This is a genomic window from Parabacteroides sp. AT13, assembly GCF_002272965.1.
GTDB classification, from domain to species: Bacteria; Bacteroidota; Bacteroidia; order Bacteroidales; family Tannerellaceae; genus Parabacteroides; species Parabacteroides distasonis.
Genome location: NZ_NQMH01000001.1, coordinates 645001 through 671791, shown reverse-complemented (window position 1 = coordinate 671791; position 26791 = coordinate 645001). Strand labels below are relative to the sequence as shown.

Annotated in this window: 23 protein-coding genes, 3 tRNA genes, 2 rRNA genes and 1 pseudogene (1 of these 29 cut by a window edge); 13 read left to right on the top strand and 16 right to left on the bottom strand. The window is 45.8% G+C overall.

The window, feature by feature from the left end; genetic code table 11:
- Window positions 1–39: 39 nt before the first annotated feature.
- Window positions 40–1422, bottom strand: a complete 1383-nt coding sequence (locus CI959_RS03235) for an ATP-binding protein (RefSeq protein WP_057316779.1) — start codon at window positions 1420–1422, stop codon at window positions 40–42.
- Window positions 1423–1478: 56 nt separating this feature from the next.
- Window positions 1479–2315, bottom strand: a complete 837-nt coding sequence (locus CI959_RS03230) for an AraC family transcriptional regulator (RefSeq protein WP_057316776.1) — start codon at window positions 2313–2315, stop codon at window positions 1479–1481.
- Between the two features lie 101 nt (window positions 2316–2416).
- Between CI959_RS03230 and CI959_RS03225 the strand changes: the two genes are divergently transcribed.
- The 5 genes from CI959_RS03225 to CI959_RS03205 all read left to right on the top strand — a co-directional run bounded on the left by CI959_RS03225 (window position 2417) and on the right by CI959_RS03205 (window position 4766).
- Window positions 2417–2926 carry a nitroreductase family protein gene (locus CI959_RS03225; protein ID WP_042985800.1) on the top strand — a complete coding sequence of 170 codons (510 nt, stop codon included), beginning with the start codon at window positions 2417–2419 and terminating at the stop codon, window positions 2924–2926.
- An 8-nt stretch (window positions 2927–2934) separates the two neighbouring features.
- On the top strand, window positions 2935–3612 hold the full coding sequence (locus CI959_RS03220) for a type 1 glutamine amidotransferase domain-containing protein (protein WP_057316774.1): 678 nt from the start codon (window positions 2935–2937) through the stop codon (window positions 3610–3612).
- Between the two features lie 78 nt (window positions 3613–3690).
- Window positions 3691–3930 carry a hypothetical protein gene (locus CI959_RS03215; RefSeq protein ID WP_081033138.1) on the top strand — a complete coding sequence of 80 codons (240 nt, stop codon included), beginning with the start codon at window positions 3691–3693 and terminating at the stop codon, window positions 3928–3930.
- Window positions 3908–4303, top strand: a complete 396-nt coding sequence (locus tag CI959_RS03210; protein WP_057316812.1) for an RteC domain-containing protein — start codon at window positions 3908–3910, stop codon at window positions 4301–4303. The genes CI959_RS03215 and CI959_RS03210 overlap by 23 nt, the downstream gene beginning before the upstream one ends.
- 130 nt (window positions 4304–4433) lie before the next feature.
- Entirely contained in the window at window positions 4434–4766 is a 333-nt protein-coding gene (locus tag CI959_RS03205; protein WP_005645903.1) for a helix-turn-helix domain-containing protein, read from the top strand.
- 41 nt (window positions 4767–4807) lie between these two features.
- Here CI959_RS03205 and CI959_RS03200 read toward each other — a convergent pair whose 3' ends face one another.
- The 6 genes from CI959_RS03200 to CI959_RS03175 all read right to left on the bottom strand — a co-directional run bounded on the left by CI959_RS03200 (window position 4808) and on the right by CI959_RS03175 (window position 9777).
- Window positions 4808–5533, bottom strand: coding sequence for a hypothetical protein (locus tag CI959_RS03200; RefSeq protein WP_057316773.1), 726 nt, complete (start codon window positions 5531–5533; stop codon window positions 4808–4810).
- Between the two features lie 4 nt (window positions 5534–5537).
- Window positions 5538–6461, bottom strand: a complete 924-nt coding sequence (locus tag CI959_RS03195; RefSeq protein ID WP_057316771.1) for a relaxase/mobilization nuclease domain-containing protein — start codon at window positions 6459–6461, stop codon at window positions 5538–5540.
- Entirely contained in the window at window positions 6427–6810 is a 384-nt protein-coding gene (locus CI959_RS03190) for a MobC family plasmid mobilization relaxosome protein (RefSeq protein WP_057316770.1), read from the bottom strand. Before CI959_RS03190 ends, CI959_RS03195 begins: the two co-directional genes overlap by 35 nt.
- A 155-nt stretch (window positions 6811–6965) precedes the next feature.
- A complete protein-coding gene (locus CI959_RS03185) occupies window positions 6966–7946 on the bottom strand; it encodes a toprim domain-containing protein (RefSeq protein ID WP_172680039.1) in 981 nt (326 codons plus the stop codon).
- A 309-nt stretch (window positions 7947–8255) separates the two neighbouring features.
- The gene (locus tag CI959_RS03180; protein ID WP_057316768.1) at window positions 8256–9488 is read right to left on the bottom strand and encodes a VapE domain-containing protein; all 1233 of its coding nucleotides are present in this window, start codon (window positions 9486–9488) and stop codon (window positions 8256–8258) included.
- Window positions 9469–9777 carry a helix-turn-helix domain-containing protein gene (locus tag CI959_RS03175; RefSeq protein WP_057316767.1) on the bottom strand — a complete coding sequence of 103 codons (309 nt, stop codon included), beginning with the start codon at window positions 9775–9777 and terminating at the stop codon, window positions 9469–9471. Before CI959_RS03175 ends, CI959_RS03180 begins: the two co-directional genes overlap by 20 nt.
- Window positions 9778–10112: 335 nt before the next feature.
- On the opposite strand from CI959_RS03175, the gene CI959_RS03170 reads away from it, so the two are divergent.
- Together CI959_RS03170 and CI959_RS03165 are read left to right on the top strand one after the other, a co-directional pair.
- On the top strand, window positions 10113–10400 hold the full coding sequence (locus CI959_RS03170; RefSeq protein ID WP_057316811.1) for a helix-turn-helix domain-containing protein: 288 nt from the start codon (window positions 10113–10115) through the stop codon (window positions 10398–10400).
- A 4-nt stretch (window positions 10401–10404) separates the two neighbouring features.
- Window positions 10405–10686: a helix-turn-helix domain-containing protein gene (locus CI959_RS03165; protein WP_057316765.1), complete on the top strand. Its 282-nt coding sequence runs from the start codon at window positions 10405–10407 to the stop codon at window positions 10684–10686.
- A 158-nt stretch (window positions 10687–10844) separates the two neighbouring features.
- Here CI959_RS03165 and CI959_RS03160 read toward each other — a convergent pair whose 3' ends face one another.
- The gene (locus CI959_RS03160) at window positions 10845–12062 is read right to left on the bottom strand and encodes a site-specific integrase (RefSeq protein WP_057316764.1); all 1218 of its coding nucleotides are present in this window, start codon (window positions 12060–12062) and stop codon (window positions 10845–10847) included.
- Between the two features lie 251 nt (window positions 12063–12313).
- Window positions 12314–12386 (bottom strand) — tRNA-Phe (locus tag CI959_RS03155).
- Between the two features lie 215 nt (window positions 12387–12601).
- Here CI959_RS03155 and CI959_RS03150 point away from each other — a divergent pair.
- Entirely contained in the window at window positions 12602–13720 is a 1119-nt protein-coding gene (locus CI959_RS03150; RefSeq protein ID WP_057316798.1) for a DUF4852 domain-containing protein, read from the top strand.
- Window positions 13721–13796: 76 nt separating this feature from the next.
- Here CI959_RS03150 and thiL read toward each other — a convergent pair whose 3' ends face one another.
- From thiL to CI959_RS03120, 6 genes are read right to left on the bottom strand one after another with little or no spacing between them, the layout of a single operon-like run.
- Window positions 13797–14825 (bottom strand): thiamine-phosphate kinase, encoded by a 1029-nt coding sequence (gene thiL, locus CI959_RS03145; protein ID WP_005858417.1) that lies wholly within the window; start codon window positions 14823–14825, stop codon window positions 13797–13799.
- A gap of 7 nt (window positions 14826–14832) precedes the next feature.
- Entirely contained in the window at window positions 14833–15942 is a 1110-nt protein-coding gene (lpxK, locus tag CI959_RS03140; protein WP_057316799.1) for a tetraacyldisaccharide 4'-kinase, read from the bottom strand.
- A gap of 10 nt (window positions 15943–15952) precedes the next feature.
- On the bottom strand, window positions 15953–17701 hold the full coding sequence (sppA, locus tag CI959_RS03135) for a signal peptide peptidase SppA (RefSeq protein WP_081033139.1): 1749 nt from the start codon (window positions 17699–17701) through the stop codon (window positions 15953–15955).
- Window positions 17702–17731: 30 nt separating this feature from the next.
- Window positions 17732–18682, bottom strand: a complete 951-nt coding sequence (locus tag CI959_RS03130) for a DUF4922 domain-containing protein (RefSeq protein ID WP_057316802.1) — start codon at window positions 18680–18682, stop codon at window positions 17732–17734.
- Window positions 18679–20139 (bottom strand): glycosyltransferase family A protein, encoded by a 1461-nt coding sequence (locus CI959_RS03125; protein ID WP_057316804.1) that lies wholly within the window; start codon window positions 20137–20139, stop codon window positions 18679–18681. Before CI959_RS03125 ends, CI959_RS03130 begins: the two co-directional genes overlap by 4 nt.
- Window positions 20136–23072 carry a hypothetical protein gene (locus tag CI959_RS03120; RefSeq protein ID WP_057316806.1) on the bottom strand — a complete coding sequence of 979 codons (2937 nt, stop codon included), beginning with the start codon at window positions 23070–23072 and terminating at the stop codon, window positions 20136–20138. Before CI959_RS03120 ends, CI959_RS03125 begins: the two co-directional genes overlap by 4 nt.
- Before the next feature lie 119 nt (window positions 23073–23191).
- Here CI959_RS03120 and CI959_RS22060 point away from each other — a divergent pair.
- From CI959_RS22060 to CI959_RS03095, 5 genes and pseudogenes are all read left to right on the top strand, one after another.
- Window positions 23192–23302 (top strand): annotated as a pseudogene (locus CI959_RS22060) (integrase); the annotation flags it as partial.
- Window positions 23303–24400: 1098 nt separating this feature from the next.
- A 16S ribosomal RNA gene (locus tag CI959_RS03110) occupies window positions 24401–25925 on the top strand.
- Between the two features lie 149 nt (window positions 25926–26074).
- Window positions 26075–26148, top strand: a tRNA-Ile gene (locus tag CI959_RS03105).
- Between the two features lie 10 nt (window positions 26149–26158).
- Window positions 26159–26232: transfer RNA gene (locus CI959_RS03100), tRNA-Ala, on the top strand.
- A gap of 106 nt (window positions 26233–26338) precedes the next feature.
- Window positions 26339–26791: ribosomal RNA gene (locus tag CI959_RS03095) — 23S ribosomal RNA — on the top strand (it continues 2426 nt past the right edge of the window).
- The 16S and 23S rRNA genes sit together here with 2 tRNA genes alongside, the layout of an rRNA operon.

The window sequence follows — 26791 nt, the reverse complement described above, 5'->3', positions numbered from 1 at the left end:
TTTCAGCACCCATTTGTGTTTTGAATGAAAGATAAAGCTTTATTTCTGCTTTATTTTTAGAAAATATCCTCCGTTTTTCGGTGCACCTCTAAACTCTATTAAGTCTTTATCTTGTAAAGTCTTGATATATCGCATTGTTGTTCTCAAACTCTTATTTAAATGTTTACTGATTTCAGACGCATTTGAGCCGGGAGTTGCCGCCAATAAATTGATAATGGCTTGTTCATTCTCATTTACTATGCCATTTACTATGCCATTTACTGTGTCATAGTTGGCAGAGTTAGAGATTTGACGTTTGAACACTACTGTAAACATCCCCTCTGTATGGAATTCCGGTTCGGGCAGATTTGCTTCCCTCATGGCTTCCTGCATACGAGGAATACCGGACGCAACTCTTTCAACCAAGTGCATACGGGTAAATAACCCGAATATTAGTGGGTTACGTGTCATGCTTTTATGCCCGAAATCTTTAGCCACAACAGGCAGAAGTCCTCCGGGATTGGAAATCTCTACCCTGTCGTCAAACATTTCTATCATAATGCTTGCGCCTTGTTCGTAGTAATCACGGTGCGACAGGGCGTTTATAATAGCTTCTTTAAATACGGTCAGAGGGATTTCCCAAATTTCCTCTCTTGGTCCTGCTCCCTCTATTTTATACGCTACTTGCAGTTTGCTTTCTAACCAAGACATAGCCTGTAGATATTGACGGTACAGTGAACCTCCGAAAGTTTTATCATCTATAATATAGACTTTATTCGTTCCCTTGAAAAGAACACATCTTGTAACAGCGTGTGGGAACTTTCGTTCAGGTTGTTTGCCGAAGAACATCGCTGCACCGTTCTTTGTCGTTCCATTCTCGGTAAACAGTTCTAAGTTCTCAAATATTTGTTTGTCGGGTGTGGACGGACTTAGTTTTGCTTCTGTTCGAAAGTCTTTAATCATTTGTTCGTCTGCATCCGTGTAGATATTGAACCAATGGCAGGGTATATGGTCAAAAAAGATTTTGTTACATTCCTGAAAGAAGCTGCGCATTTCTTCGGCTGTGCGAAGTTTCTGAGAGTTTGCCCCCTCACGCACATAGATAGAACCGGAAAATATATAAGGTTTATCCTTGCCGGACGGAACATCAATCACCCAAACAGTTTTATTCACAATATTTACGGAATACAATTCACAGTGGAGTGCAGGAGATATTTCGCTGATAGAACCTTGAATAGCAGAACGCTTATCGTTTTCTAAGTTAGTATCTACCACTTGTCCGTTATCATCTACTCCAATAAGCAAATATCCTCCGTCTGCATTGGCGAAAGCACATATTTCCTCTGTCAGTTCACGCACCTTTGAAGGAACACGAACCTTAAATTCTACATTGTAGCCTTCTCCGCTATCAATAAGTGATTGTATGTTTTCTGTATTTAGCATGAATTTTATCTTAACAATGCAAATTTACGGATAAATCAGTGAAAACAAAATAGTTGTCATAAATTCCTTTTCCTAAATTCAGAGGGTATGACGCCTTTATATTTTTTGAATAGCTTGTTTAAGTGGCTTTCATCTGTAAAGCCTAATTCAGCAGCAATCTCATTGATTCTCATTTCGCTATGCAATAATCTGTTTTCTACTAACTTCAACTTATATTTGATGATGTATTGCTGCATTGTTTCATTTGTATGCTTTTTAAAATAGCGCCCCAAATAATTTTGCGAGATGCCAAAATGCTGGCTAATAGTGTCTGCCTTTATTTTATCGGGATTATATATATTGTTTTGGATATATTGCAAAATATCCAATGTCTTTTCCTCTGAACGTTCATCAATCTTTTCAGGCAGATACTTGGCAATGTTACGAGTAACGATGACTATCAATGTATTTATTAATTGTTGTATCAGTTCTTTGTTATACAAATCTTGATTGACATATTCTCTTATAAGAGCTTCTATTATAGACTTTATAAGCGGTTTATCCGTGATGTTTTTTAAGATACAACCCGGTTGATGATTGGCATGTTGAAGAATAAATTCTAAGTTCTTAATATTTTTAGGTCCAAAGAAACCAGAATGAATATATATATCATTAAAACGAATGAAAAAGAATTTGGTAGTAGTATGAATATCAAAAGAATGGCAATCTTGAGGGGTTATTAGAAACATATGTCCCTCATGATAATCAAATTTATTATTATTGATGCATTGTAAACCTGTTCCGGAAAGGATATAAACCAATTCAAAAAATGTATGTTCATGCTCTTTAAGAGGAGATTCTTCGAGCTCTTTTACGCTGATTTCAAACGGCTGATGTAGATTTTCCTTTTTCATGTTGCAAATATACTGTATTTAGGAAAATATATACTAAAAACAAAGAATGAAATCGGTATAATTTTGCTCTCTGAAATAATCTTTTAAATTATATATGAATTATGAACTTCTTAGAATTAGTAAAAGAACGCCATTCTGTTAGGCATTATGCACAGCAAGTGGTAGAAAAAGAAAAACTAGACTACATTTTGGATTGTGCTCGTTTGGCTCCTTCGGCAGTCAATAAACAACCGTGGACATTTATTGTAGTACAAAGCGATTCCCAAAAACAGAAATTAGCTAAGTGCTATCCGGCAAAATGGTTTACGGAAGCTCCTGTATATATTGTTGTCTGCGTAAATACTGATATTGCATGGAAACGACAGTTTGATAATAAAAACCATGCTGATATTGACGGGGCTATAACTACTGAGCATATTTGTTTAGCAGCAGCAGAACAAGGGTTAGGAACTTGTTGGGTATGCAATTTTGATGTTGCGATGTGTAAGGAAAATCTTGATTTAGAAGCATATATTCAACCTATAGCAATAATTCCCATTGGCTATCCAATCAGCAAAGAACATCAACTATCTACGAGAAAGGAAATTAATGAAATTGTTTCATATATATAAATTAGGAAATGAAAAAGAAGATATTATTTGTTGTTACCAGCCATGATAGATTGGGAAATACCAATAATCCAACAGGTTATTATTTATCAGAAGTAAGCCACCCTTGGTCTGTTTTGATAAGTGCTGGGTATGAGATAGATTTTGTAAGTCCCAAAGGTGGTAAAGCTCCAGCAGAAGCAGTCGATTTGACAGATGAAATAAATAAAGCGTTTTGGGAAAACTCGGTTTATCGATTTAAAATAGAGCATACATTAAATCCCAAAGAAGTTAATCCTGTAGAATACATTGCAGTTTTTTATGCTGGGGGACACGGAGTTATGTGGGATTATCCTAATAACCAAGATTTAGGAAGAATAGCTCAAACAATTTATGAAAATGGGGGTGTTGTAAGTGCTGTCTGTCATGCGCCAGCAGCATTATTAGATGTAAAATTATCAAATGGAGAACTGTTAATCAAGGATAGAAAAATAAATAGTTTCACGAATGAAGAAGAAAGATTCCTTAAAACAGATTCAATAGTACCATTTATGCTTGAAACAGAACTGAAAAAACGAGGTTGCCTTTTTGAAAAATCCGGTTTGTGGAAGTCACATGTTACAGTAGACCATAGAATTATAACAGGGCAAAACCCTCAATCTGCCTTAGAGGTGGGAAAAGCTATTTTGCAAGAATTAGAAAATCTATAAAATTGAAGCAATATAGTGAGTTTCTTTATTTTAGGATAATAAGGAATACTCACTATATTCTTAGTTATAGCAATTAATATGAATAAATTATTACAACAGAAGTTTTTTCGATTATTATCGGAATATTCTCAACGTAAAGTTTCTGCATCCGAGTTGATAGAAGCTATTAATGAATTAGCAGCCTATGTAGCCGATTTTAGTATTAATGAGCAGGATTATAGCGTATTACTGCGTTATTTCTCCATTGGATTGCATCGTCTTAAATCGTATCGAGTGCGGTTTGAGCAAGAAAAAAATACCTTATCTGCATCTTATTGATGAAGCGATAGGACTTTTGAACACTGAAATACGTCTTATCGAGTGGCGCATCAAGTACCCGGAACAATTCAAACAACGGATTGGCAAACAAACACTTTCCCCTCTCTATCTCGCAGACAAGACAACCCTTATCAACATTATGGAAATGGTAAGCGGTCTGTTCCTCTCCAAAGACATCGTGTATCAGAACGGCAAGCCCGCCTACTTGGTGGACTTGGCGAAAGCCTTTGAATGGCTGTTCAACATCAGGATAGGTGACTGTTACCAAAAACATGAGGACGTGATAAAACGAAAGCCGGGCAAACTGACCGGGTTTCTTAATGGATTGGTAGAACTTATCAAAAAGGAACATGACAAGAAAGGATATAGATAATCAGCAACTTACGATTTATTTATAGGGGATTCCATTAGTTCCCCCGTAATTTCTTTGCGCCCGATTTCTGAACTTTGCTTCATCAATTGATTGACAGACCATAATGTATAATCAGAAAAATGAAGCAATCATGTATATAGACAATGACGATTTCAGCGTATGGATGCAGAAGCTGTACGCCAAACTGGAAGAACTCTGCAAGGATGTGCGGGTACTGCGCAATGCCGACAGGGTGCTGCCTGAAGATGACAACCTGCTGGATAATCAGGACTTGTGCCTGCTGTTCAAAGTAAGTATCAAGACCCTGCAACGCTACCGGGCTATCGGTGCGTTGCCGTATTTCACAATCAGCGGAAAAGTGTACTACAAGGCTTCCGATGTCCGGGAGTTCATCAAGGAGCGGTTCAGCGTTACCACGCTACGCCAGTTCGAGAAAGAACACTGCACGAAGAAAAAGAAGTGAATTAGAAAGCCGGGGCGGTTCTGCTCCGGCTTTGCTTTGTTTTATGGCTTGCCCAACTTGTCGGCTTCCTCCTTTAGCTGCTCGGCTTGCTCGTTCAACAGCCTTGCCCGTTCCAACGCTTCCGCCTGCTTCCTGTTACGGTATTCAAAGCCTTTCACCGAATCGGTCAGGCTTCGGATGAAAGCGTTATCCCGCTCCCGGCTGAACTTCGTTTCCAGCAAATCAAGGCTGCTGCCGTCTGCTTTTCCTTTCATCAGGATATAGCGGTATTTTATATCATTGTCCTGTAACCGCTGCATTTTTTGTACAAAACGTACATTCAACACAAGCGACACAAGACAAATGATTATCCCTGCTGAAAGAAGAAAAAACTTAGGTTTCAGATAGGGAGTTACCCGGTATGTCAGTTTGCCGTACCATGAAACGGGCGTTATTTCTCCGGCTGGTGTATCATCAGCCGGGAACAACACTTTTAACCGCTCCTTGAAATATCGGTGTGAGGTCACGATAAGCCCCTTTATATCTTCAAGGTCTTGTTTTTGATTCTCGGACTGCCCTTTTCTGATACTGCCGATTTGGTTTAGAATTTCTTGCACCGTGTTTTCTGGAATGCCGGATTTACCTTGCATATCCGAAATGCGCTGTTCGATAACATCCAGCCTGTTAATCGTTTCCTCCCGGCTGGCTGGCGTTACCTGCTTCTCCTGCCGTTCTTTCAGTTCCGTAACCATAGAGAGAAGCCCCTCCAAAATTAAGTTATCTTCCATGTTCCTATAATTTTAAGTGTCGTTTCTTTTTCTTCTTTTTTCTTTCACCGGGATTGTCGGGCGTTTCATCAGCCGGAGAGGACGGGGCGGAGAACAGACCGCCCAAGCCTGCCAGTAACGGACTGTCGGCTTTGCCCGGTGTCTGCGATAGCTCCTGAACAGGTGCGGAAACCGTCTGTCGGTTGCTTCCGGTAGTGTTCAGCTCTACATCCCCGAAACATTTATCCAGCTTGGAGAAACTGAAACTGCGGTCTATCTCCGAACCCTTGAACGTGTATTCACCTTTGGAAAAGGATATGCCCTGCACTTCGCCAGTCTGTCCCCTGTACTTGAAATGAATCCCGATACCCTTTTCTGCCAGCCGGGTTTGTAACTGCTGCCAGTTCCTTGATTTCCCGATTTCATCCTTTACGGCATTGTAAATCTCGTATTTGGATTTGTCCGGCTCTCTCAAACGGTGCTGTTTTACATGCTCCTTGCCTTTAGCGAAATAAAGCCCGTGTTTGGCTTTCAGCTTCTTGCATGCCTGCTCGTTGCGGTACATGTCGTTCCTGTCCGAAATGGTCTTGCCGTTGTTGTCTATGCGGTTGAACACGATATGCACGTGTGGATGTTCCCGGTCTTGGTGGCGCACGATGATGTACTGCGTATCGGTGATTTTCATTTCACGCATGTACTCCTGCGCAAGCTGTATCATTTTCCCGTCTGTCAGCTTGGGTGCGTCCACCGGGGAATAGCTTAGCGCAATATGTCCGACAGGCTTTTTCAGGTCGGGATTCATCCCGGCTTGCAGTATGAAACTGCGTATGATGTCCCGGTTGCTTTCGGCTAACACTCCCTCCGCATGAAGCAAGGCTGCCTGTTCCTTGCCGAGTACATAGTTCACGCAGCCCTTAAATCCGCTTCCCTTTTTTATTTTTCCAATCATCCGACAGTTGGTTTATGATTTCGACAATCCTGTTTTTGAGTTTCACCAGTTCCACCGCCACCAGTGCGAACCCTCCGGCATTCGCCCGGTGCGCCAGCTGGTTGATGTTGTTGGCTTCCCCTGCCAACTTGCGGATAGTGTCCGCATCCTGCCTGTTCAGCCGGGGCGTCACCTCTGCCGAAACGACAGCCTGCCGGACGTACTCGCTGACACGCAGCCCGGCTTTCCCGGCTCGCTTTCTGATTGCGTAGAACTGTAACTCGGTCAGTTTCGTGCTGACTACCTTTTGATATTTGTTTACTCGGTTCTTTGCCGGGCGACCTCCCGGTTTGTTCCTTATCCCTGTCATACGTTTTTGCTTTTAGGTGGTATCTTAAAAATTGCGACCAACGGGAGAAATTTTCTTTGCGTTAAGCAAATCAAGGTGTTTCGGTCTACCGAAACATAACCTTGCTCTCCCTAATCACACAGCCTGCCGTCGGTTCATGCCGCCAGCCTTGCAGGTCACATCCTTAGCCCTCTCTTTCTTTTTTCACCCGGATTTTGTCTGTTATCATGCTCCGGCTGGGGCTTGTCGGTAACTGACAAATCTTGGGATTGCTTCACTTTAAGGCTACGCAAATAGTCGTTCAGGTCATTGTGACCGCTGTACAGGTGTGATGCGTCACGTACACGCCATTTGTATTCCTGCCTTATGGCTTCAACCGCTTTCCTACCTGCCTCGTCATTGTCAAGCATACAGTGTATATGCCCGTAACCAGCCAGCGGATATAAGGCTTTATCTACGTTGGCGGTGGAGTTCAGGATAACGTAATCCTGCCAGTCGGTACAGGGCATACCCGGGCTTTCCCGCTGCCGGATAGTGAGGAATGAAAGATAGTCCATAAAGCCCTCGAACACGAAACAGGTATCTCTCGGTTCTCCCTTTTGCCTTATGTGGGTGATGTCTTTCGATGTGCTGCCCTTGAAACGGGGATTGCGAAGCTCGTAACCTCCTGAATCATTTTTGAACGCCAGCGCAAAATAAGGCTTCCCACCGATGCGGTAATACATTTCCTGCACGTATGGGGCTGCCGTTCCGGGGGAAATTCCCCTTTCCTGCAAGTAGCGCATGAGTGCCGGATTCTGTAACGGCTGTATTCTGCGTATCTCTATCGGGCTGGCTGCCTGCCTTTTCGTGTCCCTTTCGGGCAGGTCTTTCCCGTGAAAGGAAAAAGAGGTAGTGTCGCCCTGCTCCAGTCGGCAGATAGCACCGTAGGCGTTACACCCGTTCTGCTTCATCACAAGGTCGATGAGCGTCCCGCCCTCGCCAGTTCCGTAGTCACACCATAGATTGGCGTTATAATCCACCTTGAAACTCGGTGTGTTGTCTTCCCGTAAGGGGCTGCGGTACATCCCGTAACTTCCTTTTTCCGTGACGGGCTGGATTCCCAAAGAGTTCAGGTAATCCTTGATACTGATATTGTTGGCTTCCTTGTAGGTCATAATCTTTATTTTTTTATTTAACGATAGTAATAATGAAGCAAGAAGCGAGTAAGAAGAAGCACGGGACACTACTACATCTATCTTTTTCTTTTTCAACGGATTGTAGTACATGTAGTAACATAGTAATTATTTATCCTTTAAAAAAGGAATAAATATATTCTATATATTATATTGCCGTTTTTTCTTTTTCCCGGATTTTCCAAAAGTTTGGGATTCTATCTTACTTCATACTACATGATTGGTAAACTGTTGTTTATTAGATTATTATGTGTATATCAGACAATATGTAGAAGCTACTACATTCCGGTTCTACCCGTAATCATCCCCTGTACGGGAAGCCGGAACGGGCTTTATCCTGTACCCATATACCGGATAATGGTTGTTGTTGATGCGCTTCTGTACCCGCTTGAAACCGATTTTCCGCAATGATTCGCCCAGCCTTTTTTCGGATAGCTGGACGGGGGATATATTACGCAGGTATGCGAGTACCTGTGCCGTTGTCATGAAGAACAGGGCTTCTTCCTCCTCTGTCGGCTTCTCAAAGTATTGTGTCAGCATCTCAAACTCGATTGTCTGTACCTCAAATTCCGCATTTGTTAGGTGCAGTTCTTCAATCTCCGCATCATTGAACCAGTAGCGCACGCCCTGACGGTACAGGTACATGATTTCGGAATAGACGTTATCCATGCGGATGCTTTCTGCCGTGGGCTTGTCTATGCGCAGCACCTCGAACGGCAAAAAACGCCTGCTGCCTGTCGGGTCGGTCAGGAACTCGTTGCCGTTCACCGAAGCCATGAAGCTGGCGAGGTGCGGGTATTCCTCGATGTAAATATCATACGGTCTGCGGTACTTCACCGCCGGAGTGGTGATAAGGTTCTTCAATGCATTCTCATTCTGCTTGTTGAGTTCCTTTAGCTGGTCGTCAATGTTGATGAACAGGTATTCGGCTATCAGTGTCAGGATGTCTTTGCCCTGCGGGTCTATCTTCCCGGTGAACAGGTAGTTCTTAAGCGGTGTCGGGCAAAGGTTGTCCAGCCACCACGATTTGAACTGCCCCTGCCTGTCCCCGGTCAGTACCAGACAGGTATGGTTCTGACATCCCGTGTCGTTCATCGCGTTGGCTACCACACCGATAAGCCATTTCGTGAAATATTCCTCCCATTTGCCGGGATTGGCTACCTGTACCGTGTTCAGAAGCCTGCCGATATGTCCGTGTTCGGCTGGATTCAGTAGGGGTAGGGCGTTGAAATACTCCTGTATGGGGTGAGCCTTTCTTGCGAAGTCGCTTTCCAGTATCATACGTATGTTGTCGGTCGAGGTGGCAATGTCAGCCGTTGCGTCCAGCCTGCGCCTGAAAGTGTTCAGGGCGAATTTTGTAACGGGCTGGTACAAGTCCGAAGAACCCGCAGTCCGGTATTCCGTCCGGCTCTTTACGGTGTTGAACCGGAAATCATACAGGACGTTCAACAGGCTTTCGATGCGCTCGTTCTTTGACTGCCAGCCCTCGATATGCCGTGCATCATCACTTCTTTTCTTTTTCATCGGGAAGTCTGTTAGAAGCCGGGACATACTGCTGCTGCATCCACTTTTTGAGTTCCTCCATGTCGAAACGCAGGGTACGCCCACGCTTGACACACGGTATCATTCCCTTGCTGGCTAAATGATACAGGTAATTGACCGAATACCCGGTTATGCCGCTGGCAACGGATATTTTGACTAACACAGGCTCTTTTCCGTCCTGCCGTTCTTCGGGCTGTGTGCCCATGACCGGGGCAATCATCTTTTCGATGTTCTCCAGCCGCTTGAAAATTTCTTCGAAAGGATTGTTCATAGGTGCTTGTTTTTTGAATTAGCACCACAAATAAAATAAGAAAAATCGGTAAAAAACAAAGCGTCAGCCGTTTGGAATCGCTTTGCTTCGCTCTGCACCAAATTAATGTCGGCAAATAGAAAACGTTTTTGTGTTCATTACCTTATTTAGGGAGTGGGGAAAAACCGGAGTTCTTGTTATCGGTTCGTTTCTTTCATGCCGTTCTTGGGTTGGCGGTAGCCATTTTCGGACACGCAAGGTCATTTGCGGACAGAGATAAACAACCAGTCATTCAGCCTTATATATTTGCACCAGTGAAGAAAAACGGAGTATTGACAAGAATAAATATATCGGTTATGGAAATAGTGACGATTGAAAAGAAAACCTTTGAACTATGGAAACAGAGGTTTGAAAATTTTGTGGGTCGTGTGGATGCGCTCTGCGTGCCTTTACGCAGGAAGCGTGACAAGTGGCTGGATAACTGCGAGACTTGCCGCCTGCTGAACGTTTCAGCCCGGACGATACAGACCTACCGTGACACGGGAAAACTGCCTTACTCGCAGATAAACGGCAAGATTTACTACAAGGCTTCGGACGTGGAAGCCTTTCTGCTCGACCAAGTAAGGGACAATTCTAAAAAGTAGGCGTATGGATTTGATAACGAAAGATTCCGAAACCACGTTGGTACTATTTTCCTCCCTTGACAGGGTACTGGAAAACATGGAGTACGTGGTAATGAACTATCGCCCGGTATTGAACGGTGAACACTACCTGACGGGCGATGAAGTGTGCAAGCGGCTTTGCATCAGCAAACGGACGTTGCAGGATTACAGGGACACGGGGCTGCTGGGCTACGTGCAGCTTCCGGGAAAAATCATCTACCGGGAAAGCGAGATTTTAGACCTGCTGGAAAGGCATTACAGAAAATGAAATCTTGAAAACATGAAATCTTGTTTTATTGATGTCTTGCTTTCTTGAAAGATTGAAATATTGAAGTATTGAAATATTGCTGTCTTGTTTTCTATATTGTTTGATTGAAAGCCAGCAATCACGGTTTCTTGAAAACTGTGTTGCTGGCTTCTTCGTGCTTATACGGATAGCTGCTTCTCAACGGCTTGCATATCCCTTAATATCGTTTGGTCTAATACCTTTGCGTAGTGCTGCGTCATTCGGGTGGATGAATGCCCCAGCATTTTAGCCACGTTCGGCAGTGACACGTTGTTAGCCAGTGCGATAACCGAAGCGAAACTGTGCCGGGCTGTGTGCGTAGTCAGGTTCTTTTTAATACCGCAAAGGTCGGCAATCTCTTTCAGGTAGCTGTTCATCTTCTGATTGCAGGGAACGGGCAACAAAGTTCCTTTATCCATGCAGTAAGGGTTATCCTTATACTTTTCAAGTATCTGTTTGGGAATGCTCAAAAGTGGGATGTTACAGAGGTTGTTTGTCTTTTCACGGGGTTTCACTATCCACAGGTTGCCGTTGCTGTCCTCTGAAATGTGTTCGGGGCGCAAGTTATACACGTCTATGAATGCCAGCCCGGTATATACGCAGAAGATAAAGACATCCCGTACCAGTTCCAGCCGTTCAATCCTGAACTCTTTCTGCCATATCCGGTTTATCTCGGCTTGGCTTAGGAACTGTTTGTTTACCTCCACCTCGTGAAACTTGATTCCTGCAAACGGGTTCTTTGTCAGCCACTCGTTGGCAATGGCAAGGTTTATCACTTTCTTAAAACATTTCATGTACCGGATAACGGTATTCTGTGCGCAATGCTTCTCCGTCTTTAGGTATAAATCGAATTTGCGTACCAGTTCCCCGTTTACCTCACGCAACAGCATATCATCTACCTTGTAATCCCGTTTAACCAGTTCCATGAGGTATTTAAGGCAATTGTCGTAACGTCTTACGGTGATGTCGGCATAGTCCGTCCCGATTAGCTTCCGGCAGTTGTCGTTATGCTCCTTGAATACATTATATAATGTCTTGAAAGTTTCGTCCTTTCCCTGATAGCGGTTCACTATGGCACGTGCGGAGATAATCTTTCCCTCCAGTTCCAAGTCTTGGTAAATCTGATAGAATTTCACACGCAGGGCGTCAATGTAATGGTTAAGTTCTACGGAGTTTCGGTCTTTGCCTGTCGATTTCTCTTTTTCCTGCGACCAGAGTGGGACTTTTACGCTCCGCTTTAGTTGAAGTTCCACGTATAGGCGGTCATAAGTGACACGCACACGCACGGGTGCTTCCCCGTTTTTTAACAGTTTGCTACGCTTGATGAAGAACAACACGCTGAATCTTTTTCTTTCCATACGGTTCGATTTTTAATGATACAAAGTTAGGAAATCGAACCGAGAACCCTGTTATGTAAAATAGTGCAACGTGCTGTAAAAGAATGAAGTAAATACCTCGCAGTGGAACATTCCGGGCTTTTAAAAACAGTCCCTTGAATAAGGACGTATAGTTTGCTTCAATCCCACTAATTTTGCTTACTCTTGGAAAAGAAAAATCCCCGAACTTCTTTGAAATTCAGGGATTTACATCGTTTTGCCTTCTTAAAAAGTGGTGCCACCAGGAATCGAACCGGGGACACAAGGATTTTCAGTCCTTTGCTCTACCAACTGAGCTATGGCACCATCATGTCGTTTTGTATATCGTTGTTTCGATTACGGGTGCAAAGATACGGACTTTTTTGATATATGCAATAGGTGGCGGTGGATTTTTTGAAAATATTTGAGGGTAGAGGTGGAATTAGCTGCTATAAGCAGGGTAAATAGGGGGAGCGTGTAGATAAATATGGATTTTTACTTATTTTTGGAAGCGGGTAGAGAATGATTAATAAGCTATAGATATGAAGAAAGTAATTTGGAGTATTGTTTTAAGTTGGGTATGTTTGGCATTTGCTGCTGCTGGGATAGGAACTCGTGATGCGGTGTCTGCCTGTGATGGGAAAGTGTATAAAAAAGGGGATAAGATTATGTTTGGTGTCCCTAAGGTTTCCGGATATTTGTTTGTTAGGACGTTTACAAAGGATGGGAAGATTTCTACGATGCCGAAAGAGAATCTGGCTAGTCAAGAGGCGGTGATCGTTGATATTCCAGATTACGATAAGAAACTCTTTGAGGGTATGGGCGTTTATTCTGAGGTAGAAACGCATCCTCTTGTCGTGGTAGAACTGGATGGACGGCGTCTTTGTATAAATATTAATGATGCGCTTAGTCAAGGGAATATTGTTTCGGAATATTTTAAAAGCGAAGTTGAGGGTGTGGTCGATTTAACGTCCGATCTCTTATTTGTTTATGCGCTTAAATTAAATAATGTGACAGTTGATGACGATGTGATAGTAAGGTATATGGCTCATTGTGACAAGAATCTGGTAGAGAAAAATCAAGCGGATCCATTTACTATGGCGGATCTTAAGAAAGAATATGCCGCTAAATTGGAAAAGGCGTTAGGGGACGTTGATTTTAGTAAGGTGTTTCGTATTGAGAGTCAGTCGGAGATGTTACAATATGATATGGATAAGCAGATCTTTCCATTAAAAGGGTTGTGGTGCCCACAAATTAAGACAGACCAGCCGGATGCGTTGGCTAAGATTGGCTTTTGTAAATGGGATGATTGTGCCTTTCGATTTGTGAATATACCAGAGTTCATGAATGTCCCTTGTGAGACGGCTCGTGCGAAAGGGTTTTATGATATGAGGAAAGTCGGAAAAGTGCCTACTTATAATAAGCCGCTGGCTACTTCTTATACTTATATCCGTTTCTTGGATAAAAAGGTACAGCTTCCCGAGAAAAAGAATAAGGTCTATCATAACGGTGATATAAAGAGTATGTCTTTGGCTGATTTGTATGGGAAAATGGCTATAGAGGCGCAAATTATAAAGATGGATGTTTATCACTTACCTTTCTTGAAGATAAGTGATTTTGAACTCTTCTATAATTATTTAGGATCCATTGAAGTGAAATAATAGGAAAACGGTCCGTCCCCCAATAAAAATGAGACGGACCGCTTTGCATTCGTGAATTCAGAGCGGATATTTCTTTTTAGTTTAGTGAGTTCCAACCTTGCGCCTTAAGCTCGACTTCACCTCCGTCACGACCGACAAGATAATTGCCTAACTCCGGCTTTGTTATATGACCGATCACCTTAATACCTTTCATTTCCGACACCTTATCATGATCTGCTAAAGGAACAGTGAATAAGAGTTCATAATCCTCACCTCCATTCAATGCTGCGGTTATCAGATTCATGTTAAACTGCTCTGCCATGGCTGCGGTTTGGTAATCGATAGGAATACGATCTTCGTAAACTCGGCAACCTACATTACTTTCTTTAGATATATGAAGCAACTCCGAAGAGAGGCCGTCGGAGATATCCATCATGGAGGTCGGAACGATTCCTGCTTGGTCAAGAACCTCGACAATGTCTTTGCGGGCTTCCGGTTTTAATTGGCGTTCCAACAAATATTCTTTACCAGAGAAATCGGGCGTGAAATCTTTCTCCCCATTAAATATGCTTTTCTCCCGTTCCAGTAATTGGAGACCCATGTAGGCGGCCCCTAAATCGCCGGACACGCAAATAAGATCGGTCTCCTTGGCTCCGTTTCGATAGACAACTTTGCCTTTTTCTCCCTCGCCTAGGCAAGTGATGCTGATCGCTAACCCTGTGCGTGAGGCGGAAGTGTCGCCACCAACGAGATCTACATCGTAGATATCACAAGCGAGTTTAATGCCCTCGTAGAATTCTTCGAGATCTTCTACACAGAAACGTTTGGAAATACCCAATGATACCGTAATCTGTTTCGGGCGGCCGTTCATGGCGTAAATATCTGAGAAGTTTACGACTGCGGATTTATAGCCGAGATGTTTCAACGGCACATACATCAAATCGAAATGAATACCTTCCAGCAAAAGGTCTGTCGTAACCAATACTTGCTTGTCTGTGTAATCTAGTACGGCTGCGTCGTCACCAACACCTTTCAACGTACTCGGATTTTTAAGTTCTATTTTATCGGTGAGATGACGGATTAACCCGAACTCTCCCAAAGTCGATATTTCTGTTCTATTGCTCATAAGATTGTTAACGTAATATAGGATGATTCTTTATTCTTGTATCAATATGTTTAACTATTAATTCTTGAAATTGTTTTTCCCGGTCCATACAGAAACCCACCGTAATAGGCAAACAATATAAATGAGAAAACCATTCCATGGGAAGCGAAGGAAGGTCACGGAGTCGGGCGGCATCTTTCTCCGTGATGATTATCAATTTACTTGTAGAAGTCAACCGCTTGAAGGCCGTTTGTATTTTCTGGATGTCATGCCGATCGAAGGCGTGATGATCCGGAAAGATCAATGAGGTGACATGCTCCGTATATTTATGGATCTCTTTTTCGAGAGGTGCCGGGGATGCGATACCGGATACCAATAAAACCTCTGTAGTAGAGGCCAGCCCTTTTAATGTGCGTCTGGGGGCTTTACCGGAAAAGACGGGTTCCAGCTCCCCGTAAAGAATACGGCTGAAATAGAGCTCTTGATAAGCTGAGAGATGTATATCCTCCTCTATGATCCGGAAGTCTATAGGTTGTATACATGACTCACATTTCGTGACAATGATCACGTCCGCACGTCGAGCGCCATCCACAGGTTCCCTTAAACGGCCTGCGGGCAAGAGCTTATCTTGTGTATAAAGACGGTGGCAATCGGTTAAAAGGATGTTCAGCGTGGGGGCGACGTATCGATGTTGAAAGGCATCGTCCAGCACGATCACTTCCGGGCGCTTATTCTCTGGCAGAGCCAATAGATTGCGGATACCCCTGCGGCGATCAGCGTCTACGGCAACGAGAATATCCGGAAACTTACGTTTCATTTGGTACGGCTCGTCACCGATATCCTTGCTGGTACTTCGCTGATCGGCCAGCAAGAAACCGGAGGTTTTCCGTTTATAGCCACGGCTGAGTACAGCTACCCGGTATCGGTCTTTTATCAAACGGATGATGTATTCCGTATGAGGAGTTTTTCCGGTCCCCCCGACAGTCAGGTTCCCCACGCAAATAATAGGCAGATCATACCGCTCTGTCCGAAGGACTTTCCAGTCGAACAGCTGATTCCTGAATCTCACCCCGATTCCATAAAGGAAAGAGAATGGAGTGAGGAGTTTATTGAACTTAATCGTATGATCTGTCAGCATGGTCCAGTTATTATAACGGTTTCATATCGTAAGGCATACGAGCTTGGATTCCGCAATTCGTCTTGATATTATTCAACGTCTTGAAGTACTCGAACTCATTACCCAATACATTTTTGACGATAGAGAGTTTCACCTCTCCGAACTGGCTTTCCAAGAACTCGTCCAAGAAATTCTTGGAACCGCTGACGGTAGTTACGCTATACTGATCCAGATCAGCCAACCCCGCCGCTGTGCTTATAGCTAATTCAATACCGCCCAGCTCATCGACCAAACCTCTTTCTTTCGCTTGCTCACCCGTCCAGACCCGTCCTTGTCCGATAGCGTTGACCGCTTCGGTAGTCATACCTCTACCTTCGGCGCAGCGGGAAAGGAACGTTTGGTAGCCTCTTTCCACGTATCCCTGTATCAGTGCTTTCTCACTCTCGGTCATGGGACGGGAGAGGTCTCCTAAGTCCGAGAATGTGTTCGTCTTTACGATGTCCGTGGTCAACGCTAGTTTCCCGAATAATCCGGAGGCGTTCGGGAACATGCCGAAGATGCCGATGGAGCCGGTCAACGTATTCGGTTCGGCGATGATCTTATTAGCGGCGCATGAGATATAGTAGCCTCCCGAGGCAGCTACGTTGCCCATGGAAACGACCACAGGTTTCACCTTTTTCAACTCGACAACTTGACGCCATATCTGCTCGGATATATAAGCGCTACCTCCCGGGGAATTCACACGGAATACCACGGCTTTCACGTCATCATTGTTTTTTAGCTTGATAAGCTCATCGGCCATTTTCTCCGTGATACTTTGTTCGATATCGTAAAAGTTGCCGGGTGTTTGCGCCTTAATCTCGCCTTCGGCGTAAAGTACGGCTATCTCCGGGGCGTTTTTGGTGGGTGAGGCCTTGAGGGTTTTCATTTGAGCTAAGTTGGCCGATCTCAGTTTCTCTCCATTTTGTCCGGCTAGCTCTTTGACGTATGCTTCTACCTCCGGCTTATACTTCAATTCGTCTATAAAGCCACATTCTACCGTTTTCACAGGGTCCGCGAAGAAAAGCCCCTCATTGGCGTAATGGTTGATATCGTTCACGCTGATGCCGCGTGATTCGGCGATGCCTTCGGCTATATTATCCCAGATGGTGGAGATATACGATTGGATTTGCTCCCGGTTCGCCTCGCTCAGCTTATCCAGCATAAAAGGCTCCACGGCACCTTTGTAGGTACCTACCTTAAAAATCTGCATCTCGATACCTACCTTATCCATCAGTCCTTTGTAGAATAGGGTTTGCGAGGCGAGTCCCGTCAATTCAAGGATGCCTTGCGGATTCAAGAATACCTTATCGGCTACGGAACAAAGGAAGTAATTCCCTTGCGTGAAATTATCGGCGTAAGCTACCACGAACTTGCCGCTTTCCTTGAAGTCTATCAGCGATCGGCGGATTGCCTCCAAGCTGGCGCTACCCGAGGAGAGAAGCCCCGATTCGATATAAATCCCCGCGATCTTGTCATTCTGTTTCGCTATCCGGATCGTCTCGAGCAGGTCCTTCAGTGACAGCATGTTTTCCTTGTCGCCCATCAAGGCGGAGAATGGATTCTCCGTCGGGTTATCCGCCAGCGTCCCGTCTAGCTTGATCTTGAATACCGTATTGCTCTTGGGGGTGTAATCAGGTGTGCTACCTACGGTGGCGATATATCCTATAGTCATGGATATCAATACCGTCAGGATTATTCCCATTGCCAACATAACGCCTAGCGTTGAGGCAAACATCATTTTAAAGAATTGTTTCATATCTATTGAAAACTAATTAGATGACAAATGTACGAAAATTTCCTCTACGTCCCGGTCGCTGAGGCATACTTGTTGGTAAACATCTCGCAGAAGCTCCGGGTTGATCTTCTTGAAATCTTTTTCTAAAGGGGTGATGAAAAGACCTCCGATATCGGCAGCTCCCGGGCTGGACAGGAGATGGTCGTCGCCCTCGGCCTCGTATTGCCACGGGCGGTGGCGTTTACGAGGGATAACCGTGATTACCCAATTATTATCGTAATAGGAGCCGAAGATATTCATCATCGGCTCGGGCTCGCCGGGGGGAAGCGGCAGGGCGGCGTAGATCTCCTTGAAGAGCCGGGTGGCGGCCTCGGCGGTGGCGGCTTGGATGACGAGGCCGGGGCGGAGGTTTCCGGTGAGCGGGAATATACGGGTGTCGTATACGCTCGCATACGGGTGCCGTATAAATTGGGTTACCTCTTCATCCAGCGGCATGATGCCTCGTGTCACCGCTTGGAAGTGGGCATGATCCGGTGCCGAGGCTCCGCTACGGGGTCCATTGTAGAAGACGGTGAAGGGAGCGAGTCTCCTTGTCAGTTCCAAGAAGTCATTCCATTGCGGCAATATCAGTTGCGGAGTATGTTTCCGGGTAGGGATCGTGAAATGCAGGGGGAAGATCGGGTAGGGGTTGCACAATACCAGATGGCGAAAGCCGAAAGGCAGTCGCTCCTGTTCCACCGGCAGATTCTCGGGGCATAGGAAGCACTTGCGTTCTTTTAGGGATCGGGCATCTACCTTGGCCCCGGTGGAAACAATACGGGCGGGATTGAATTGCGCACGTATCGAGAACCCTCCCATATCGAAGGATTTTACTTGCACGGCCTCCAGCGCCTTATAGTTCTTCTCGGCCAATGGCCATGTCACGAGTTGCTTGGCTAATAATTCGGTCGCTTGCGATGAGCTGACCCAGTTGTTTGGTTTCATTGTCTTTCCATGTTTAAGCGGGCCTCGAGTTCCCAAGTCCTGATTTTATCCTTATATATATTATGGTTGTTCATTTTTACGACATCCAATGAGGCGTCGGAGTTATCTTCCCAACGGCGGCAAAGGTACAGCACGTCGTAGATCCGCCCGATCGGGTACTCGCGGCTGATGCGCAAGCCGAGGGCGTAATCCTCTCCGTAACTGGTGTTCGGGAGGTTCAGTTTCCGCAGCAGGGGCGTGTAAAAGGCCCGGGGCGCTCCAAGCCCGTTGATGCGGAGGGCGTTATTGCGGCCGTTCTCGGGAGTCCATTCTTTATGGTCGATAATTCCGGGCGGGATGGTTCGCATATCGAAATCGGTCATTCGGTAGGTTCCGACCACCATAGCGCATCGCTGCTCGTAGAAGGCTTCCACGATCTTACGCAGGGTATGCTCGTCGCTGTATACGTCATCACTGTCCAATTGGATGGCGAACTTGCCGCAAGCCGGATGGTGTATGCCTATGTTCCAGCAACCTCCGATGCCAAGGTCGTCACGCTCCGGCTGGATATGGATAATACGAGGGTCCGTGGCGGCGATCGCTTGGATTCGCTCGGAGGTGCCATCCGTGGAATGATTATCGATAATGATTAGGTTGAAAGGGAAGGACGCCTCTTGCCGCAGTACGGAACGGATAGCGTCCTCGATCGTCCGTACACGGTTACGTACAGGGATAATAACGGAGGCTTCCGTTTGAAATGTCTGCTCGTCAAAACGGACTGGCTTGAAATGAGGGGGCAAGTAGCCGCCTATCATCTTTAGGTGATCTGTACAGGCGGCTTCCATCTCGATCTGTACAAAGCGGTTCTTGGGATCTACATAGTCGAACATCTTCTCTCCGGATTTCCGTAAATCATTCTCTACTTCTGTATATAGATATTCGTTGATATGCGTCAGCGGAGCGTTTTGGGAGACTTTTAAGCGCAAGTCGTAGAGTCCGGCGAATGTATATTCCGTATCCATGGAGGCTATGGCGTTTTGTAGCGTGGAAGAACGATAGAGTAGGAGGGAGCCGAAATTGAAATCATCCCTAAGACTTCCTTTCTGGTAATCGATCACCGGATGGGGGTTGAGTTTGCCCTCCTTCTTCTCGTAATAATCGGAGTAAACCATACCGGATCTCGTATCGTCGGCGATGGCGACAAAACGCTCTAGGGCATACATGCCTAATTGAAGCTCTTCAGTCTTCGTATAAATTAACGTATAATGGGCACTGGCATAGCCGGCTATTTCCCGGAGGGTCTTCGTGCTCCATATATTCTCCGTGCGGATTAAATTGCAGGGATAAATAGCCTTGGCGTGGGGATCGTCCGTGATTAGATAGATCTGACTCACTAAGGACGACTCGGCCAATTGCGCTACCGTTTGTCGTGTAGCCTCTATTTTTCCATAAGGGATAAAGCAATTGATTCGTTTCATTGTATATACTGTATTTTATTTTGTTGTTGAATGGAGAAAAAGCGTAAGATGGACTCCATGAGTCGATTTCGTTCCGACGGTGTTTGAAGTGCCTCAAACGGGAAACCGAGCGAACAAGTCCGATATTTCCCTTCATAAACGATTCCCGCCCCGATATTGTTCTCCGGATATCTCAAGATGGTATGGGCGAGCTTATCCGCCGGAAGTACACCGTCTACCGACTCGATCGAGTAGCAAATAGGGTTCGGACGTGTCCGGAACGTGTATCTGCCGTTTATATATCCGTAAGGGGATGCGCAACTGTTTACGATTCCCTCCTTGCTGGCATTACGGCTAGCCAACTTCCCTTTTAGTACCTCCTCGACGAACGTACGGTCTTGTGCGTTGCCCCAGCTGTCGGAGAAAAGATTCGTCCCGCTTACAAGCAAGTTGCCGCCTTGGGCAAGGTAGCTGCGAAGCGTATCCTGTAAAACGGGAGTGATAACCGGTTGGCGCTGTTTTCCTAAAATCAAGTCAATAATCGGATACGTATCCGGCTTTACGACTCCCTCGGCCAAAGATTTATGGCTACATGAAACAAAGGAATAACCGGTTTCGGCCATGGCCTGCCCATGTATGAAAGGATAATCGAAGGTATTGCCCGCTATGACTTGGCCTGCGTAATTGTTGTAACTATCCCCATGCCCGTTATTATCATTGCTGTTCCATGTGGCGGAACGGCGGAATTCGAATTGATCCCCGATAAATGCGATATCATTCAGATAAGGCACTCCCCGGTCGACGGCATAAAGAAAGCCGGCTAAACTATCCGCCGCACTCTCGAAACTGGCTGGACCGCTGATCCTGTCGAATCCATTGACGATCAATACCGTCTTATCCTTTTCACCTTTAGGAGACCGGTAAACACTTACGATCTCGGAAGGGAAACTGATGCCTCCCTTATTTACGGCAGCTACCTTATAACTATGGATAATACCCGCCTCAATTGGAAGAATGATTTCTTCTCCTTTTACGAGCGTCCCGTTATCGAATCCACCGCTGCCTTTTCGACTATAAAGGATATAGGCGGTTGGTGAGGCACTCTCCTCAAGAGTATCCTGTACGGCTTTCCAGCCGATTCTCACTTTATTCGTTTCTACGAGCTCCGTATACAGACGATCGGGTGGGAGCGGTTGTACGATAGGCTCCTGTTTATTCTGGAAACAGATATAACGGAGCATCCCTTTATAGATCGCCCTACAGATAAGGAAATGGAAGCGTGGGTCTAACCCGTAACGCATATCGGCGAAGTTTTGATGGGATAGTAATTCTAATAGCATCGTTGGGACATCGGGAATACGTGCCTCTATATAAGATTGATTCCACATGCCCCGGCGGCTCCATTGAGGATTGTAAACCTTGCGGACATCGGACAGGATCTGTGTTTGGATCATGTCGGTTAGGTCTCTGGCGATCTCCCGGCTTTTCCGGTTGGTGTAGATTCCGTCGTTGCTTTTAGACATATAGATGCCGAGTGTCCCTATAATTGAGTCATCCGGGGTGGTTCCTGCGTCGGAATGGAATGCGAAGGCCATGTCGATAGGGATATGGGTCTGTTCTTTTAAATAATTAACCCATTGGGGACGTGCGTAAATGTCGTCTTGATAATCATTGCGGAAAGCGCTTTTCGAATAGATACTATCCGGTATTCCCGCCCATTGTAGCCAATATCGGGCCGCCTCGGTAAACCGTGGATACCCACTTGTCTCTGCTTCTATCGGATAGGGACTTTCTAGCGGGCTACGTGCGATGTTCCCCATGCCGCCACCGATCTTGATTGCGTCTGCCGTGATAATCTTTCCCGATTTATTGCTTTGATTCGTTAATACGATTCTCTCATGGGCTTGTTCATGTGCCGTGAATTTGAAGTTTCCCAGATAGATCCAAGTCCCACCCCCCATTGTTTGATTGACGGCGATTGTGGTTTCCCCTCCGGCATGATGGATGGTATACAGTGCCTGCTCTGTGCTGTTCGGAAAAGATTGATAGGAGGCATAGACCGCGTAATTCCCCGATTCCGGAATTTCGGGAATCCACTCGATGAGACTTTCTTTTCCTTTCCTCTGTGTGACCGTCTGCCGATAGGTACCTTGCGTAAAAGGGTTCTCCCCATTCGTATAAGTAGCTTGAATATGCCCAAATCCGGCTTTCTCCCCATCCGACCAAGCTTTCTCTCCATCCAATTCCTTATACTCGGATCCCGGAGTAGAGCGATCATTGTCGATAATGATTTCGTGTATTTGAGTGTCCCTTTCCCGGGGGATAAGAATAGTCGCTCCTGCGTTTTCAAGCATCGGGGTCAGATAAGGAAGAACAAAACTCTGCGTAAATAAGTCCTCCACGGTGCCGAACATGCGAGCCCGTTGCCATTCCCAGCGATGGGCGGTCTGGGCGTAATATAAACCATGGCTTTGCCAAAGGGCGATATGACGGTTTTGTAATCCGTTTTTTATCTCATGAGGGGTGGATAGGCTACGGGTTAGCGGGTATTTACTCTCTTTAATGGAGTATAGCCTCTTTTTGTTGGGACGTCCTTTTCTGTCGTATTCGGGAATCAAGCTCTCAATGTCTGTATCTCGGGTCAAGATGACGATCTTGGAGGCATTGGGGAATAGGGGAGCTATACTTGCGTAAAGCTCAGAAACGTTATATTCCCGAAAAGGGATGTCCTCCAAAGCTTCATTGGCGAAAAGCGTGACTTTCTTCTTCTGTATGAGGATGGAGTCAATCTTAATGGTGCGTGAAGACACATATTGCCTTGCGAAAGAGTTTAGCTTTTGATCCAATTGCTTTTTTAAGCTTTCACTATCCTGCCCTTCTGCCGGAAAGCTCCAGAGAAAAATGGATAGTAAGGATATGATGATCCTAACAGGATAGGAGAGTTTTTCTCGCATATTTTTATAAATATTATTGGCTGTCTTATTTCTACAAATTTACGGAAAATCTCCGTAATAACCTTATAAAAAGCCCAGATTGGCGCAATTAAAATTGAATATGAAGAAGGTAGGGGCAAATTGTGGATATTGGGAGAAGTCAAATCTATGTGAACGGCAGCAAGGAGAAGAACGGATTTGTCCCTATCATGGGACGGGTAGCGATTAACGGGACGATGGTGCGGTTCAGTTCAGTTGCGAGCGAACTATTCGTGTTCATGGTCAAGACGCCTATCTGGGGAATGATTATCCCTTCTTGAAGTGTCGGGTTTGCGATAGTATCTCAATGGGAAACGGTGGTAAAGTCAATGGGATAGAGGTGTTATCTCAATGACTTTACGGCCGTGTCCCATAGGCTTTTTTTGTATCCCGGATAAGTTGGTAGGGGATGGTTCAGGGCGCAAAGGGCGCATCTTTGCGAGGTTTGTAAAACTTTTATATTATAAAAAAATTAGCGTCTTACTTATTATATAGATGGAGTAATATATTTTTTTTGTAAAATGTTTTTGCGAACACGTAAAGATGCGCCCTAATGCGCCCTGTGATTTTTTTTGAAGATTTTCTTGATGTCTTAAAGTATAGATAGACAGTTGTTTATGTAATACTGTTCTCTTAGCCCTTTTTTAGTCTTTGGGGCGATATAATCGGCCTAAACTCACATTTACGTGGCCCAAAAGCACGTGTACAGAGCGATTTTCTCGTGATTCCATGAGCAGAAAGCCGTTTTTCCCGTGTGATTTCCTCTCGTCGCTAGGACCCTGTTTATCGTTTTTATACGTGTAAAAGCACTCGTGAGAGCCCTGTTTTCGGTACACGCGGTGACTCGTAAGTTAAAAAAGAGCATCACGTATTATTTAATGTACGCAATCCCCCTCGTGAAAAAAAGCCTAAAAAATAATGCCCGATAAATTTGGACCGTATGTTTTATAGCATTACTTTTGCACCCGCATTCGAGAGAGAACGGCGCTTCAGAAATGATGGAAACGTGGAGGTATCCTTGGGTAGGGGATGAGGTTGGCTGGGCCAAGCGATAATTTCCAACCGCCCGGAGATCGACGAGAGAAAATAAATCGAGAATTTTTCACCGAAAAATTTGGAGATTAAAAAAAAGTCCTTACCTTTGCAGCCGCAATCGAGAAACGATAGCGAGAGAGTTCTTTGAGAGATTTACATAATTCAACAAGTAGTACAAGTATAGGGAAATTAATTTTCCGGATTGATACCGTCAAAGAAGTATGACTTTGGACTACAATAACGGATTCCGGAGCGAGGATAATGAAACAATTTAAACAACGAAGAGTTTGATCCTGGCTCAGGATGAACGCTAGCGACAGGCTTAACACATGCAAGTCGAGGGGCAGCGGGGGTAGCAATACCCGCCGGCGACCGGCGCACGGGTGAGTAACGCGTATGCAACTTACCTATCAGAGGGGGATAACCCGGCGAAAGTCGGACTAATACCGCATGAAGCAGGGGCCCCGCATGGGGATATTTGCTAAAGATTCATCGCTGATAGATAGGCATGCGTTCCATTAGGCAGTTGGCGGGGTAACGGCCCACCAAACCGACGATGGATAGGGGTTCTGAGAGGAAGGTCCCCCACATTGGTACTGAGACACGGACCAAACTCCTACGGGAGGCAGCAGTGAGGAATATTGGTCAATGGCCGAGAGGCTGAACCAGCCAAGTCGCGTGAGGGATGAAGGTTCTATGGATCGTAAACCTCTTTTATAAGGGAATAAAGTGCGGGACGTGTCCCGTTTTGTATGTACCTTATGAATAAGGATCGGCTAACTCCGTGCCAGCAGCCGCGGTAATACGGAGGATCCGAGCGTTATCCGGATTTATTGGGTTTAAAGGGTGCGTAGGCGGCCTTTTAAGTCAGCGGTGAAAGTCTGTGGCTCAACCATAGAATTGCCGTTGAAACTGGGGGGCTTGAGTATGTTTGAGGCAGGCGGAATGCGTGGTGTAGCGGTGAAATGCATAGATATCACGCAGAACCCCGATTGCGAAGGCAGCCTGCCAAGCCATTACTGACGCTGATGCACGAAAGCGTGGGGATCAAACAGGATTAGATACCCTGGTAGTCCACGCAGTAAACGATGATCACTAGCTGTTTGCGATACACTGTAAGCGGCACAGCGAAAGCGTTAAGTGATCCACCTGGGGAGTACGCCGGCAACGGTGAAACTCAAAGGAATTGACGGGGGCCCGCACAAGCGGAGGAACATGTGGTTTAATTCGATGATACGCGAGGAACCTTACCCGGGTTTGAACGCATTCGGACCGAGGTGGAAACACCTTTTCTAGCAATAGCCGTTTGCGAGGTGCTGCATGGTTGTCGTCAGCTCGTGCCGTGAGGTGTCGGCTTAAGTGCCATAACGAGCGCAACCCTTGCCACTAGTTACTAACAGGTAAAGCTGAGGACTCTGGTGGGACTGCCAGCGTAAGCTGCGAGGAAGGCGGGGATGACGTCAAATCAGCACGGCCCTTACATCCGGGGCGACACACGTGTTACAATGGCGTGGACAAAGGGAGGCCACCTGGCGACAGGGAGCGAATCCCCAAACCACGTCTCAGTTCGGATCGGAGTCTGCAACCCGACTCCGTGAAGCTGGATTCGCTAGTAATCGCGCATCAGCCATGGCGCGGTGAATACGTTCCCGGGCCTTGTACACACCGCCCGTCAAGCCATGGGAGCCGGGGGTACCTGAAGTCCGTAACCGAAAGGATCGGCCTAGGGTAAAACTGGTGACTGGGGCTAAGTCGTAACAAGGTAGCCGTACCGGAAGGTGCGGCTGGAACACCTCCTTTCTGGAGCGAAGGATTCCGTACCGAGGTCATACGAGGTATTGATCCCTTGTGCTGCTGTTGAGATTATGTTTATATATAGATCTTACAGACCGGGAGGCCGGTCGGAGAGAAAAAAATGACGCTGGGACGTAAGTCTTGGCAAAGTTGACAGTCCTATAGCTCAGTTGGTTAGAGCGCTACACTGATAATGTAGAGGTCGGCAGTTCAACTCTGCCTGGGACTACTCCGAATGAGGGGGATTAGCTCAGCTGGCTAGAGCATCTGCCTTGCACGCAGAGGGTCAACGGTTCGAATCCGTTATTCTCCACATATCCCGCGAGGGAAAGAGGATCTTTGACATGTTGGACATCAAAAAGAAGAAACAAGTAGAGCGAGCTTAAGATATATCAACCCGTGCGTCAAGTACGAGGTGAGAGAAAGTAAGCAAGGGCAGACGGTGGATGCCTTGGCTCTCGGAGGCGACGAAGGACGTGATAAGCTGCGAAAAGCCCGGGGGAGGCGCAAATAGCCGTTGATCCCGGGATATCCGAATGGGGCAACCCGGCAGGCTGAAGGCCTGCCATCCCGTAAGGGAGGCGAACGTGGGGAACTGAAACATCTAAGTACCCATAGGAGGAGAAAATAAACAATGATTCCGTAAGTAGTGGCGAGCGAACACGGAAGAGCCCAAACCCATGTCGTCTAGGCGACACGGGGGTTGTAGGACCACGACGTGGCAAGATAGAGTCAAGTGGAACGCCTTGGAAAAGGCGGTCATAGAGGGTGAAAACCCCGTACACGACTGACGATTGAAGCCTAGTGGCATCCTGAGTAGCGCGGGGCACGAGAAATCTTGCGTGAAACAGCGGGGCCCATCCCGTAAGGCT

What these genes read in the sequence shown, in the direction of transcription:
- CI959_RS03235 (WP_057316779.1), bottom strand. Translation starts at nt 1,422, where the DNA reads ATGCTAAATACAGAAAACATACAATCACTTATTGATAGCGGAGAAGGC.
- CI959_RS03230 (WP_057316776.1), bottom strand. Translation starts at nt 2,315, where the DNA reads ATGAAAAAGGAAAATCTACATCAGCCGTTTGAAATCAGCGTAAAAGAG.
- CI959_RS03225 (WP_042985800.1), top strand. Translation starts at nt 2,417, where the DNA reads ATGAACTTCTTAGAATTAGTAAAAGAACGCCATTCTGTTAGGCATTAT.
- CI959_RS03220 (WP_057316774.1), top strand. Translation starts at nt 2,935, where the DNA reads ATGAAAAAGAAGATATTATTTGTTGTTACCAGCCATGATAGATTGGGA.
- CI959_RS03215 (WP_081033138.1), top strand. Translation starts at nt 3,691, where the DNA reads ATGAATAAATTATTACAACAGAAGTTTTTTCGATTATTATCGGAATAT.
- CI959_RS03205 (WP_005645903.1), top strand. Translation starts at nt 4,434, where the DNA reads ATGTATATAGACAATGACGATTTCAGCGTATGGATGCAGAAGCTGTAC.
- CI959_RS03200 (WP_057316773.1), bottom strand. Translation starts at nt 5,533, where the DNA reads ATGGAAGATAACTTAATTTTGGAGGGGCTTCTCTCTATGGTTACGGAA.
- CI959_RS03195 (WP_057316771.1), bottom strand. Translation starts at nt 6,461, where the DNA reads ATGATTGGAAAAATAAAAAAGGGAAGCGGATTTAAGGGCTGCGTGAAC.
- CI959_RS03190 (WP_057316770.1), bottom strand. Translation starts at nt 6,810, where the DNA reads ATGACAGGGATAAGGAACAAACCGGGAGGTCGCCCGGCAAAGAACCGA.
- CI959_RS03185 (WP_172680039.1), bottom strand. Translation starts at nt 7,946, where the DNA reads ATGACCTACAAGGAAGCCAACAATATCAGTATCAAGGATTACCTGAAC.
- CI959_RS03180 (WP_057316768.1), bottom strand. Translation starts at nt 9,488, where the DNA reads ATGAAAAAGAAAAGAAGTGATGATGCACGGCATATCGAGGGCTGGCAG.
- CI959_RS03175 (WP_057316767.1), bottom strand. Translation starts at nt 9,777, where the DNA reads ATGAACAATCCTTTCGAAGAAATTTTCAAGCGGCTGGAGAACATCGAA.
- CI959_RS03170 (WP_057316811.1), top strand. Translation starts at nt 10,113, where the DNA reads ATGGAAATAGTGACGATTGAAAAGAAAACCTTTGAACTATGGAAACAG.
- CI959_RS03165 (WP_057316765.1), top strand. Translation starts at nt 10,405, where the DNA reads ATGGATTTGATAACGAAAGATTCCGAAACCACGTTGGTACTATTTTCC.
- CI959_RS03160 (WP_057316764.1), bottom strand. Translation starts at nt 12,062, where the DNA reads ATGGAAAGAAAAAGATTCAGCGTGTTGTTCTTCATCAAGCGTAGCAAA.
- CI959_RS03150 (WP_057316798.1), top strand. Translation starts at nt 12,602, where the DNA reads ATGAAGAAAGTAATTTGGAGTATTGTTTTAAGTTGGGTATGTTTGGCA.
- thiL (WP_005858417.1), bottom strand. Translation starts at nt 14,825, where the DNA reads ATGAGCAATAGAACAGAAATATCGACTTTGGGAGAGTTCGGGTTAATC.
- lpxK (WP_057316799.1), bottom strand. Translation starts at nt 15,942, where the DNA reads ATGCTGACAGATCATACGATTAAGTTCAATAAACTCCTCACTCCATTC.
- sppA (WP_081033139.1), bottom strand. Translation starts at nt 17,701, where the DNA reads ATGATGTTTGCCTCAACGCTAGGCGTTATGTTGGCAATGGGAATAATC.
- CI959_RS03130 (WP_057316802.1), bottom strand. Translation starts at nt 18,682, where the DNA reads ATGAAACCAAACAACTGGGTCAGCTCATCGCAAGCGACCGAATTATTA.
- CI959_RS03125 (WP_057316804.1), bottom strand. Translation starts at nt 20,139, where the DNA reads ATGAAACGAATCAATTGCTTTATCCCTTATGGAAAAATAGAGGCTACA.
- CI959_RS03120 (WP_057316806.1), bottom strand. Translation starts at nt 23,072, where the DNA reads ATGCGAGAAAAACTCTCCTATCCTGTTAGGATCATCATATCCTTACTA.